This is a genomic window from Enterococcus sp. DIV1368b (assembly GCF_050529595.1).
Taxonomy (GTDB): domain Bacteria; phylum Bacillota; class Bacilli; order Lactobacillales; family Enterococcaceae; genus Enterococcus_B; species Enterococcus_B mundtii.
In genome coordinates, this window is sequence record NZ_CP172883.1 from 2,032,154 (window position 1) to 2,044,883 (window position 12,730).

A 12,730-nucleotide genomic window follows, 5' to 3' on the forward strand; every position below is an offset into this window, starting at 1 on the left:
AGTCATATTAAGATGTGTTTACAATATAAATGACTCACATTAAATCAATGGAGGCTTATCATATGGTAAAATGGATCTATGACTTTAACGAAGGCAGAAGCAAAGATAAAGCATTATTGGGTGGAAAAGGTGCAAATCTAGCGGAAATGACTCACTTAGGATTGCCTGTTCCTTCTGGCTTTACCCTGACTACAGAAAGTTGTATGCGCTATCTTAAAAATGCCGCTTTCTTTGATCAACAATTGATAACAGAGATTCAAACAGCTATCGAACGGCTAGAAGTAAAAACAAACAAGTCATTTACGAACGATGATGAGCTATTGCTAGTTTCTGTAAGGAGTGGTGCAGTCTTTTCTATGCCTGGTATGATGGATACGATCCTCAATCTAGGTCTAAATGATTTACGAGTACATGCTTTAGCTGAGCAAACTAGTTTAGCTTTTGCTTATGATTGCTACCGTCGTTTGTTGCAAATGTTTGGCGATGTCGTCTACGGAATCCCCAAAGAAAAATTCAATCTTCTACTCACAAATGCAGAAAAAGAAATCAATAAAACGGTTAATGATTTCAACGAACAACAACAGTTAGCATTGATCAAAAATTATAAAGAGCTATTTATCAAACATAATAAAGTTTTCCCTCAACATCCTATGGATCAGCTAAAAGAAGCAATCCAAGCGGTCTTCCACTCTTGGAACAATCCACGAGCAAACGTTTATCGAGAGTTACATGGTATCTCTCATCATTTAGGCACGGCTGTCAATGTCCAAGAAATGGTTTTTGGAAATAGCGGAAATGAAAGCGGTACAGGTGTCGTCTTTACCCGAAATCCCGCTACAGGTGACAATCAGCTTTTTGGTGAATTTTTGCTGGATGCACAAGGAGAAGACGTTGTTGCTGGCATTCGCACGCCCCAACCGATCCAAGAGCTAAGTGAGCGACTACCTAATGTCTACCAAGATTTCTTGCACTACGCACAAATGCTAGAACTTCATTACAAAGATATGCAAGATATCGAATTTACCGTTGAACAGGGAAAGCTATTTATTTTACAAACGAGAAATGGCAAACGAACAGCTAAAGCTGCTTTAAAGATTGCGACTGACTTAGTAGACGAGAACGTTCTTTCAAAAGAAGAGGCTTTGATGCGAGTGGAAGCAGAAATGATCGACCAGTTGATCCATCCGATTTTTAAACCCGAAGCTCTAGATCAAGCAACACCATTTGCTCAAGGCTTACCTGCAAGTCCCGGTGCTGCCACAGGTGAGATCGTCTTCACAGCCGAAAAAGCAAAAGAACGATATGAACAAGGAAATAAGGTCATCTTAGTTCGCCAAGAAACCTCTCCAGAAGATATCGAAGGAATGATCGTTAGTGAAGCCATCGTCACTAGTCGTGGCGGGATGACTTCTCATGCCGCTGTCGTCGCTCGTGGGATGGGTACTTGTTGCGTGACTGGTACGGAAACCTTGACGATCGACGAAGAAGCAAAAACTGTAACAACAAATGACATTCGGCTAAAAGAAGGCGAGATTCTCTCCGTCAATGGCAATACAGGCGAGATTTACTTAGGGGAACTTCCTACAGTTATCGCTGAAAACAATCAGGACCTTACTTTATTTTTATCTTGGGCGGATGAACTCGCCGACTTAGAAGTGCGTGCCAATGCTGAAACGTTAACTGATTTAACCACTGCTCTTGATTTTGGGGCTACAGGTATCGGATTAGCTAGGACCGAGCATATGTTTTTCGGAGAAGATCGTATTTTAGAAATGCGTCGCTTGATTTTAGCAGAAGATCACCGAGAAATGGAAACAGCTATGACAAAATTGCTGGCATTTCAAGAAAATGATTTTTATCAGATGTTCCAAACGATCCAAGATAAACCAATGGTCATTCGCCTACTTGACCCACCGATGCACGAGTTTCTTCCCCATGAGGTACCAGACATTGCGAATTTAGCAGACAAACTGGTCCGATCAGTCAATGAACTGACAGCAAAGATCGAGTATTTGAAAGAAACCAATCCGATGTTAGGTCACCGTGGGTGTCGCTTAGGGATCACTACACCTGAAATCTATCAGATGCAAGTCAAAGCAATCATTCAAAGTGCGATTCGGCTAGTACAAGAAGGGATACCAGTTGTTCCAGAAATCATGATCCCATTGATTGCTGAAAAAGAAGAATTGCTACACCTCAAAGCTCTATTGATCGAAACGATTGAAGCAACTTTCAACGCACAAAACATCGTACCATTTCCTTACGAGATCGGTACGATGATCGAGTTACCTCGTGCTTGTTTGATTGCCGATCAATTAGCAGAACAAGCTGATTTCTTCAGTTTCGGTACAAATGATCTCACTCAAATGACCTATGGATTTTCTCGAGATGATATTGGAAAATTCATCAATCGCTACCAAGAAAAAGCGATCATGACCCATGATCCATTTCAACATTTAGATCAACAAGGTGTTGGTCAATTGATCAAACTCGCTGTTTCTAATGCACGTCGAACCAAACCAACGATGACGATCGGCATTTGTGGTGAAGTCGGCGGAGATCCTCAATCGATTCCCTTCTTTCAAGCCATTGGAATCGACTATGTCTCCTGCTCTCCTTACCGGATTCCAGCTGCTCGATTAGCGGTGGCACAGGCTGCGATCCGTAGCCGTCCGTCTTAATTATTTATTTCTTTGTATCTAGTTTTAAAAAAAGTAACCACAGCCAACGTATCGAACGTTTTAGGCTGTGGTTACTTCTTTAGAGCGATATTATTTTACCGTGAGCTATTTTCTTTTTCTTCTGTTCTTCAGCTTCTCCTTTTCACGGATTCTCTTTTCTTGAAAGAGCAGTTCTTTCTGCAATTTCAAATAGTTCATATAGCGATTTTCTGATAGCTCTCCACTGTCGATCATATTGACTAAGATCCAACCAACATATCCTGCTCGGTCTTTATCTAAATTCTATTTTTAGCTACCTTTCTCTTTGTATCCTTTAAGAAAGACTGAGTTTTTTCATTCTCACATAAATACTTGTATCTAATACCACTTTTGTCACCAACAGAACGATAAGTATTAAAGCGACGTTGGCAACAAAAGAGTGAAAGAAGAACATATTATCTCGACTCATCCATAACAACACTTTATCAATTTCAAATGTATTGATTGGGAAGAGATACAGTATTTTATTCGGTATTCCCGACATAAAAATATGCGTCAGTGGTTGCGGAATGACAAAGAGTCCTAGTGAAATAGCTAGCGCACTAAATGGTGAACTACTCAAACTGGAAATCAGCATAGTTACGCCAGCGATGAACAGCACTCCTATTAACTGAAAAACAACACCGAACAAGTAAGCTTGAAGCATATTCCATCCCAATGGAAAATCAAAGACCTTCCAATCCAAGTTGGCTTGAACGCTCACATCCCACCCACTAAATCCATAATAAATATAAAATATTATCAAGATGATTAACTGAACGATCAGAAAGGAAGCTATAGCCATACCTGTTCCAACCAGAATTTTTGATTTTATCATTTTTGTTCTGCCGTACCTTGTAGACAACAACAAAGGAATAATATTTTTTGAAGTATCATTCGCAAAAAGAATCGAGCATATCAGAATGACAAACAGCGAAATTGGGATAAAAGCAATTGAAGTGACATTTAACAAATCCGTCCAAGTCTTAAAATTCCCTATTTTGATCGGAAATCCCATTTTTTTATAGCCCACGTTTTTCATAGATAAAAGATTCACATCGTCAATGGTATATTTTTTACCGTCCCTAATGGCATCTATCATTTCAACATAAACATCTTGCTCCTCGTGATTTGTGAATGTATCGACCACTGACCATTGAAAGTAATCAAATATTTGAATGTTTTTTCTTTTTTTGTCCTGATAAATCTTCAAATAGTCAGATGTAATTTTTTTAACCTTATGATCAGTCAACTCACCTTGGTACTCATTTGTAAAATCTAGATATCTTTCAATTGATTCCCTACCCGAAACATCAGTACTATTTTTAGCTCCCCTAAGTTGCGACTGAAAAAAGCCAATATAGACGATTGCAAAAAGACTCAATAACAAGACAAGCCCAGATCCAATAATCGATTTGTTTTTCAGTATCTTTTCACTTTCAAATTTAAAAATCTGCATTCGTTTGATCCTCAGTTCTAAAATAGTATAAATACAAATCTTCCAAGTTCGCCTTCACATGGAGAGCATTGTCATTCGGTTTGACCGTCGAAATGATTCTTAATATGACACGATCATCTACATACTTTTGATTGCTTACAGGATATTTTTGGTAATATGATTCAATCTCGTCAAGCGATGTTTTAACTTCCCACACACTGTTTTCGATATTATTCATTAATTCAGTTACTAATCCTCTATCTTGAACCACACCTTTATTTAAAACCAACACTTCATCCGAAATATATTCCACATCAGATACAATGTGAGTAGATAAAATAATAATTTTATTCTCTGATAGGGAGCTGATTAAGTTTCTGAACCTCACTCGCTCTTTTGGATCTAATCCTACTGTTGGTTCATCAAGTATCAAAATTTCAGGATCATTAATCAGTGCTTGAGCAATTCCTAAACGTTGTTTCATACCACCTGAATATTTCTTTATTTTTTTATTCTTTTGCTCTGATAGCCCAACTAATTCAAGCAATTCCAAACATCGTCTTGTTGCTAGTTTCCCTCTCAATCCTTTTAATGCTGAGATATAAAGCATAAACTTTATCCCTGTAAAATCTGGATAATAACTGAAATCTTGTGGTAAGAAACCTAGTACCGATCTAAATGCTTCACTATTTATTGTCACATCCTCATCGTTATATAAAATTTTCCCACTATCGGATTTGATCACTCCACAAATTAATCTAAAAAGAGTTGTCTTTCCTGAACCATTGGCTCCAAGCAAGCCATAAACTCCTGCTTTCAACGTTAGAGAAACATCATCTAAGGCTTTTAATTCATCGAATTTCTTAGTAATATTCTTTATTTCTAATTTCATATAAAATCACCTCCCATGTTATGTTGCTTTAACATTTGTCTTATCAATGCAAGAAGTCCAATTGAAGTAATCACATAAACAATCGTCCAATAAGAAAGTGGAAAACTATAAATGTTGAATATCCCTTCGATAATAATCGATACTGCGACTAGTACTCCCGAACTAGTCCAAAGCAATAGGTTCGACAAGTTATTTCGTATTAGAGTAAAAATTGAGAATAAAACAATACAGAAAACATTGAACGGAACGAGAAGATACAACGCAAAACTTAAGAAAGACACAGGAAATATCTGCTTACCTACCACCGCAAGAATCACTATCAAAAGCAAATCAAATACACCAAAAACAAGCATTTTCATCGCTGTATGTTGCCGTAAATCGTATTTAAACGTCTGCTCTAGCTCCCACATATTATTCGTGAAGCTCTTAAACAGCTCATCTGTGAAAAATATCACTGAAAAAAGAACCATTCCTGTTATCCCTCTCAGAACATGTTCATAGCTCATTTCACCCTTTGAAAACATAAGAAACAAGGAGAATCCTAGAAGTGCAAATTGAATACTCCACAATTTCCATCCCACAAACTTAATTGAGGATAAAAACAAACTTAAATAGGATTTTCTTGAAATTTGGTTTTTAAGCATTTGCTTGTTTCCCAATCTCACTATTCTTTTTTTGGCTTCTTGGGTAGAAATATCATTTTTCAAATAATCTCTATTCAAAATAATAGTCCTCCTTTTTAAGTATTTGTTTCATTTTGTCTAGTCCTTGTTGAATCCTTGATTGTGCTGTTGGCACACTCGTTTTAGTTAACTGTGCTATTTTTTTAACTTTCATATCATAGAAAAATTTAAGTATGATCGCTTCTCTTTGGTACTCTGGCAGTTGGTCTAACGCACGCTGAATGTTCCTGTTTTGATCATTTATGAAGTCAAAGCTTGAGTCTTGGTCTTCTAACTCTTTATTGTAAGATTCATCGAATACTACTTCGTCAAAATCATTTTTCTTGCTATAGCTATTACACGTATTCACAGCAATGGTGAAAAGATAATTGAAGAAACTTCCTGAAAATTTATAAGAATCAATGCTGCTTATCACTTTCAAAAACGTTTCTTGGGTTAAATCTTCAGCTAATCTACTTTTTTCAAAAAACCTTCTTCTGCAATAATTGAAAATTTTGTCGTAATATTTATCAATAAGTTTTTCCCAAGCGTCAACATCTCCTGACTTTATTTTCAGGATAGTTAGATAGTCGTTGATTTCTCTCACCTACCTCTCTTTCAATTCATCAAGGAGTCAAAATCCGCCTGGATCTACTTTATTTTGACAAGGCTTATTCTTGACATTGTTTTTCTTACCATGCTAAAACCCCAAACCATAATGAGTGGAATTAACACTCCCATCATTACACGAAATAAGCCATTAACGACAGTAATTTCGTTATGCCACAAATTAAAAATTTGAATAGGTATCATATGTAGCAAAAAAACACTTTGACTATAGGGTTTCAACTTTTCAAATCCGCTTATCTTGTTTTTCGTAATAACTAATAAGCCAAACAAACACACCGTAAATGGAATAGTGAAGTACATAAAATTCTTATCGATTCCTTGATTTTGAAATACGATCATTCCTTCAAAAACTCCAATAAGACTAGCTAAGAACAATCCATAGAAAAGTGACTTGGAGTATTTTTTTAATTTATACTTATTATCTGCTAGAACAAACCCTATGAGAACAAATATCGGACTAAAGAAAAAGCCATTCCTTGTAGTCGCAAACACACTGAAATATTTTTCCACGCCTGAAACGAGCAACGGATTAGAAAAAAATGCTGAATATGTTTCAATAGAGCCAATCGAAAAGAGCAAGAAGCAAATCAGCAGCATCCATCTATAACCTAGTTTTTGAAGCATGTATCTCACAATAACTATCGAGAAGACTAAAGCAGGAAAATACCACAAATGATAGAAGCTCCCACTGTAAAAGAAAGAGACAATAAGTGCTATTGGTAGTAATCCTAAATGAACTTGGACTGTCTGTTGTATCAACTGAATACCAAAAGGTATGTAAAGCATAAATGTCACTGCATAGAGATATACTATCTTTCTCAGCCACTTCAGCGAATGCCCTTCTCTTTTGCTGTTCAATCGAAAGAAGTACGCATTATTTACGAAGAAAAACGGGACAGCGATTCGGCAAATCATGCTTTTAACTATAAAATGCAATGTTGGATCACTAACAATCGTTCCAGAGTGGACAACGACAACACAAACCGTTGCAATAAATTGCGCAATATATAGGTTCTGATTTTTGTTCTTCATGGCTTCTCCTTATGATTTGGCTCTTACACTAACAATTAACTGTAAAAATAAAAAAAACATTTAAAGATTAGCAAAATCTAATAAATATATGTAAATATCAAATGAAAGTTTTTTAAATAGTATTTTCTCATTCGGATTATCGACATTTATCGTAAGCAACTGGCTTTTCTAACTAAATATAAAGAAAGCCTTCCAAACATCTTACAGTAATGAAGCATTGGAAGGGAAAAACATAAAATCAAGGTCATCAAAAATTGAAAAAAAAAGAACCCTTGAAAATTCAAGGGTTCTTCCTCTGTCTGATAATAACAAATTAACGACGGATTTCTTTGATACTTGTGAAAAGTCGTTAAAGTATTGATATAAAAAGATTTTTATTACCTCTGACTACATATTGACTACTTTGTTAAAAAATCGTTTTTCAAGAATCCTGTAATACCAGTGCTTTCACCGTTTTTTAACTCTCTAAAGAACTAAAAGCAATCAGAGGTTTTACCTTTTCATTTGACGTTAAGTGGCGATAAATTTTCGAAGTTGTTTGGTCAGTATGCCCTAAACGATTCTTCAAGACTTCCCAGCTACAGTGTTCCGCTACTAAGCTTGCCATTGTATGACGAGCTAAATGGGTATGAAATGGCTTATTAATTCCCGAGCGATTCACACACCGTTTGACGTGATCATTTACATACTCTCGACGATAAGGAACACCACGTTTACTAGAATTAAGATACACAAACAAATATGTTTCTTCTATAGTAAACCTGTAATGTTGCTTCATCTCATCCAAAGCCTTAATCAACTGTTGTAGCTTTTCCATAACTAGAGGAGTTACTAGAACTCGTCTAGCAGAGCTAACTGTCTTAGTAGTTTCAATTCGAAAATCCTTACTCTTACCTTTAACTGCTGTTTGCTTATAGAATAGAATTTCATTTCTTTTGAAATCTATATCTTCAGGCTGTAAAGCAAGAGCCTCGCTGACACGACAACCAGTGTAAAATAGAACATGAAATAGTACAGACATTGGTAACTCCTCATGAACAATGCCATAATTCAAAAAAGTTCTCAATTCATCGACAGTAAGAAACTTGTCCTCAATATTATTTACGGCTTCTTTTAAATCAGTTACCGTTAACTGATATTTTGGCATTCTCACAGTCTTCATTGGATTTTCACTTATCAAATTCTTTCTTTGACAATATTTAAAAATCATATTCAGAACTTGAATAAGTGATTGTAAACTATTTTTGGCATAGCCAACATTTGTTCCATTAACACCACATTCCTTTAAAGTAAAAAGCAATTCTTGAAGGCACTCTGGTGTCAAATCAGACAACTTTTTATCACCAATCCATCGAACAATAATTTTTAATTGTTCCTCTCGCTTATCATAGGTTGTTTCCTTTTGTTCATTTAGCGAACGATAATGTCGAAACCATTGCTCACCTACAACACTGAACTTGTCATTACTTGCAACAATTTTTTTCTTAAGCCTTTGTTGCTTCTCCATTTCAAGATAGGCGAGTTGTGCCTCACGTTTTGACTTAAAGCCACGTCGTGTTGTTCGATATGCTTGGAAGTACCACGTAATTCTACCTGTAGAACTGATTTGCTTCTTGAACCGATCTTTTGCTTCCATTTACAGATTCCTCCCTTGAGAGAAGAACCCCTTAAGCGGAAAAATATAAAATCTCTTATTCTCTATATACGAATTGTACCGCAAGTCTAGAAGAAATGAAATATTATAAGGATCGCAATATACGAAGCTGTTCACGATAGTCATCCGCATCACTCTTTCTCATCCAATCTAAAACATCATCACGAAAATAGTGTCCCCGAATTCCATACCAACAGGGAGGAAACTCACCAAGTTTTACTAAACGGTTCAGTGTGCTATCACTTATCTGAAATAGTCGCTTTAAATCAGCGTTTGTTAAAACCAGAGGTAAATGACTAACTGCAAGCAATTTTTCCGTGTAATCTTCCAGTTTTTTTTGTAAAATTGAATAGAACTCTATTTCCAGAGAATTAACATTTGTTTTAACTTCCAACTCCATCACCCTTCTCTATCAAATTCAAAACGACCACCACGGTACCCCTGTAAAATTGTAAAAAACCACTCCAGTACCCCATCAAAATGGACTAGAAAAGAGGAATTTTTAATATGAAAAAAGGAAATGCAGACATAAAAATAATTAAAGAAATTCTTGAAAAATCTACGGCTAATGCAATAGCATCCGGAACAGGAATCAACTTGAGTACAGTAAAAAAACTTAAAAGTGGAGAGAGAACTATAGAAAAATTAAATCTTGCCGATGCTATTAAAATCACAGAATTTGGCATGAAAAATATGCCAACCAAAATCGAAATATGGAAATAGTAGCTTCTCTAATCTATCAGCTGCTTTGCCAAAGCACATAGGAATTTCACCTCCCCCCAGTAATGGCGGGCCAATTTGGTTACGGAAGTATCATTATCGTAGCCCGCGATTCTCATATTTAAATTTGTCGCTCAAAGAATAACTTTGTCATGGCGTAACTAGAAAATCGTAATCTACTTGTACTGATAGATTTACTATTCACTTGTCAAAGAGCGTTAGGCTATTTTCAGCCTATGGAAATCCTTTATTTTAAACTGATAAAAAACTTCCATAGAATGAAAAGGAAAGGGAAAAAATACTTTAACGAGTTGTGTCAAATTCAAGTATCTTCTCAATCAATTTCGTTTCCAGTTGTCTACGCATATATTCATCTACGTACATAACCATTCCTTTTTCTTCTTCATAGACAGGTTTCATGGCTAATCGTGAAATATAATTTTGATATTTTGACAGAACGATGGACATGGCGATTGAATCACCAGAGACTGCGGCTTCAATAGTAGCTACTGGTATAACCGGTATATATCGTTTATTTTGCTTCATAAATTCCACCCAAATACTTTCCTAACTCTTCCAATGCCACTTGTCTTTGGTACCAAACACTGCCAAGACTTTTTCCAATAATAATGCCAATTTCCCGATCATTGAGACCGATGAAGAAGGACATCAAAATGATTTCTTGTCTTAGACTAGGTAATGCTACAATCGCATTTGCCAGCTCCTCATTAGAAATAAAGATTTTCATACCTAGGACAGTAAAACTTCCATTACTATTTAAATTTGGTTCCGAATAATAAAACTCTGTTCCTAAGCCTTCACGCTCTAATATTTCCATTGAGATTTGGCGTTGGCGAAATCTAGCGTACTTCTTTTGAATATTTAATGCCTCATTGCGGACTACTTTCTTACAAAAACTGTCAAACGCATGTCGAATGTGGGTTTCTTCTGAGTCGCCCATAGAATTCTCCTCCTCAAAAAATTCATTCAACTCGTTTTACTTCTATCCCTTTCCATTATTACTACAATCTGGGAGTGAGCATTTTTCGAAAAAAGACAAATTTTTTTAAAATAAAAAAGGCATACAGACAAAAACTGTCTATACACCTCGCAAGCGTTCTGAACGGATATAATGATTGAAGCTTAGCTTATTAGCCAGGTTGACCTTTAACAAGATAAAGAATTAATCTTCTTTACTACCTAGTAGCTTTACAATAGATTTTTCTGCCAAAGGTAACTTATTTGCCAATAGTTGAGCCTCCAACCACGACAAACGAGAGATGTTTCCATATACACCTTATGAATCAATCGTTATATATATTTATAGATAGATTTTTGTAGTGTACTGTAATAAATGTTTTCTACAATTACCATTAGAAAGCAGAAATTCTCATATCTATTCTCCACAGAACACCCAATACTTGCTCTGATTTAGAGAGTTATAAGTACTAAAATTTCGATTTTTAAGTAATTCTTAGTACTATTTTCCTGCTAAAAATAGTGAATTGAAGAAAATGCTATTTCTTATTATTGACAAAAACAGCTACTATTAACATCGAAATTACTGTGAATGCTATCATCATCCAGACTTGGATTTGAAAATTAGTTGTCGTTGCAACGATTAACGACAATCCAATGGGACCTCCAATTTGATGCATTGTATTTGTTACACCACTAGCAATACCGGCCAATTCATCAGGTGCTTCATAAACGCCTGCTGAGGTCACAGGGGCCAAGATTAATCCTTGACCTAACCCTAGAATGACCATTGGAACAAAGATGGTTTGCCAATAGCCATTGGCCGGATTTGAGATGGCAAGTAGAAATAACCCTATAGCTAATATTATTTCACCGGATAGCAACACCTTATTGTTCCCAAATTTTCCAGTTAGCTTCGGCAGTTGCATTGCAATGATAAAATTAATAATTGTCAAAGGTAAAAAGGCAAATCCTGATTCTAACGCTGAAAAACCATATTGGCTTTGCATCATCTGTGGCAAAAAGAACCAAAATGGTAACATTGTCATCATAAATAAGAGCCGTGTCACATATGCTCCAGAACGGATTTTGTTTTTAAAAAGCGCTAAAGGTAAGATTGGCGCAGGAGATTTTCCTTCCCATAAAATAAAGATTCCCAAAAAGACCACACCGAGAAAGACAAGACCAATTTTTCTTTCAGTAAAGCCATATATAATCCCAATCAAGCCAAATATTGAAAGTATACTACCTAAATAGTCGATTCTTTCTTTTCGACGGACAGAAGGTACCACATATTTCAACGTTAAAATAAAAAGCACAAGAGTAAATGGCACGTTAATCAAAAATCCTGCTCGCCAAGAAATCAGACTTGTCAGTCCCCCACCAACTAATAAACCGATACTTGAACCAATCCCGGCAGTTGCCCCATAATAAGCAATTGCTCGTTGTCTCATATTGTTTTGATAGGCATCCATGATTAATGCCAGTGTTGTCGGTGCGATAATGGAACTCCCAATTCCTTGAACTGCCCGCATTATAATCACCATCTTAGCTGTTTGCGATAGCCCAATCACTAATGAACTGATTCCAAAAATAAATAAACCGATTAAAAAAATACGCTTTCTCCCTAATAAATCAGAAAGACGTCCGCTTAATAATAAAAAGCCCCCAAAAGTCAGTGTATAAGCGCTTGATACCCAGGAAAGAGCTGCCGCAGATAAGCCTAAACTTTCCCCTATCTCGACAGAACTTGTAAAAATAATTGAATTATCCATTAATATTAAAAAATACGCTAATAAAGTAATTGGCAAAATGATACCAAATTTTTCTCTCTTCAAATGTTTTAACCTCTTTTCTTTCTACTGCCTTAATTGATTTATCTTGTCTAACCAGGTTTCGATTTTCTTGAATGCTTGGTCACTATTCTCATACATAACATCCTCCATCAGACCGTTTGTTTCCTCTCCTCTTTTTACAGTGTGCCAGCCGATATCATGGCTCCTTTGGATCCGGCACATATTTGAC

General features: G+C 36.0%; 12 protein-coding genes. 2 read left to right on the plus strand and 10 right to left on the minus strand.

The features are described from left to right. The first annotated feature begins 62 nt into the window (after positions 1-62). Entirely contained in the window at positions 63-2,681 is a 2,619-nt protein-coding gene (gene ppdK, locus IGJ19_RS09295; protein WP_430603787.1) for a pyruvate, phosphate dikinase, read from the plus strand. A 313-nt stretch (positions 2,682-2,994) separates the two neighbouring features. Here the strand turns inward: ppdK and IGJ19_RS09300 are convergent, their stop codons facing one another. From IGJ19_RS09300 to IGJ19_RS09330, 7 genes are all read right to left on the minus strand, one after another. Further along, the gene (locus tag IGJ19_RS09300) at positions 2,995-4,158 is read right to left on the minus strand and encodes an ABC transporter permease subunit (RefSeq protein ID WP_430603789.1); all 1,164 of its coding nucleotides are present in this window, start codon (positions 4,156-4,158) and stop codon (positions 2,995-2,997) included. Next, entirely contained in the window at positions 4,145-5,029 is an 885-nt protein-coding gene (locus tag IGJ19_RS09305; RefSeq protein WP_071867504.1) for an ABC transporter ATP-binding protein, read from the minus strand. The genes IGJ19_RS09300 and IGJ19_RS09305 overlap by 14 nt, the downstream gene beginning before the upstream one ends. Next, entirely contained in the window at positions 5,026-5,751 is a 726-nt protein-coding gene (locus tag IGJ19_RS09310) for a hypothetical protein (RefSeq protein WP_108173432.1), read from the minus strand. Before IGJ19_RS09310 ends, IGJ19_RS09305 begins: the two co-directional genes overlap by 4 nt. After that, the gene (locus IGJ19_RS09315) at positions 5,744-6,298 is read right to left on the minus strand and encodes an RNA polymerase sigma factor (RefSeq protein WP_430603791.1); all 555 of its coding nucleotides are present in this window, start codon (positions 6,296-6,298) and stop codon (positions 5,744-5,746) included. The genes IGJ19_RS09310 and IGJ19_RS09315 overlap by 8 nt, the downstream gene beginning before the upstream one ends. Before the next feature lie 44 nt (positions 6,299-6,342). Next, positions 6,343-7,353: an acyltransferase family protein gene (locus IGJ19_RS09320; protein ID WP_071867501.1), complete on the minus strand. Its 1,011-nt coding sequence runs from the start codon at positions 7,351-7,353 to the stop codon at positions 6,343-6,345. A gap of 457 nt (positions 7,354-7,810) precedes the next feature. Continuing rightward, the gene (locus tag IGJ19_RS09325) at positions 7,811-8,989 is read right to left on the minus strand and encodes a site-specific integrase (protein WP_010723143.1); all 1,179 of its coding nucleotides are present in this window, start codon (positions 8,987-8,989) and stop codon (positions 7,811-7,813) included. Positions 8,990-9,092: 103 nt separating this feature from the next. Beyond that, a complete protein-coding gene (locus IGJ19_RS09330) occupies positions 9,093-9,407 on the minus strand; it encodes a helix-turn-helix domain-containing protein (RefSeq protein ID WP_025481207.1) in 315 nt (104 codons plus the stop codon). Between the two features lie 107 nt (positions 9,408-9,514). On the opposite strand from IGJ19_RS09330, the gene IGJ19_RS09335 reads away from it, so the two are divergent. Beyond that, the gene (locus IGJ19_RS09335) at positions 9,515-9,730 is read left to right on the plus strand and encodes a hypothetical protein (protein ID WP_010723145.1); all 216 of its coding nucleotides are present in this window, start codon (positions 9,515-9,517) and stop codon (positions 9,728-9,730) included. A gap of 300 nt (positions 9,731-10,030) precedes the next feature. Here IGJ19_RS09335 and IGJ19_RS09340 read toward each other — a convergent pair whose 3' ends face one another. The 3 genes from IGJ19_RS09340 to IGJ19_RS09350 form a co-directional block, all read right to left on the minus strand. Beyond that, the gene (locus IGJ19_RS09340) at positions 10,031-10,273 is read right to left on the minus strand and encodes a helix-turn-helix domain-containing protein (RefSeq protein WP_010723146.1); all 243 of its coding nucleotides are present in this window, start codon (positions 10,271-10,273) and stop codon (positions 10,031-10,033) included. Continuing rightward, complete coding sequence (locus IGJ19_RS09345) at positions 10,260-10,688, minus strand: RNA polymerase sigma factor (RefSeq protein WP_010723147.1); 429 nt, start codon at positions 10,686-10,688, stop codon at positions 10,260-10,262. The genes IGJ19_RS09340 and IGJ19_RS09345 overlap by 14 nt, the downstream gene beginning before the upstream one ends. Positions 10,689-11,244: 556 nt before the next feature. After that, the gene (locus tag IGJ19_RS09350; RefSeq protein WP_010723148.1) at positions 11,245-12,543 is read right to left on the minus strand and encodes an MFS transporter; all 1,299 of its coding nucleotides are present in this window, start codon (positions 12,541-12,543) and stop codon (positions 11,245-11,247) included. Between the last annotated feature and the right edge of the window lie 187 nt (positions 12,544-12,730).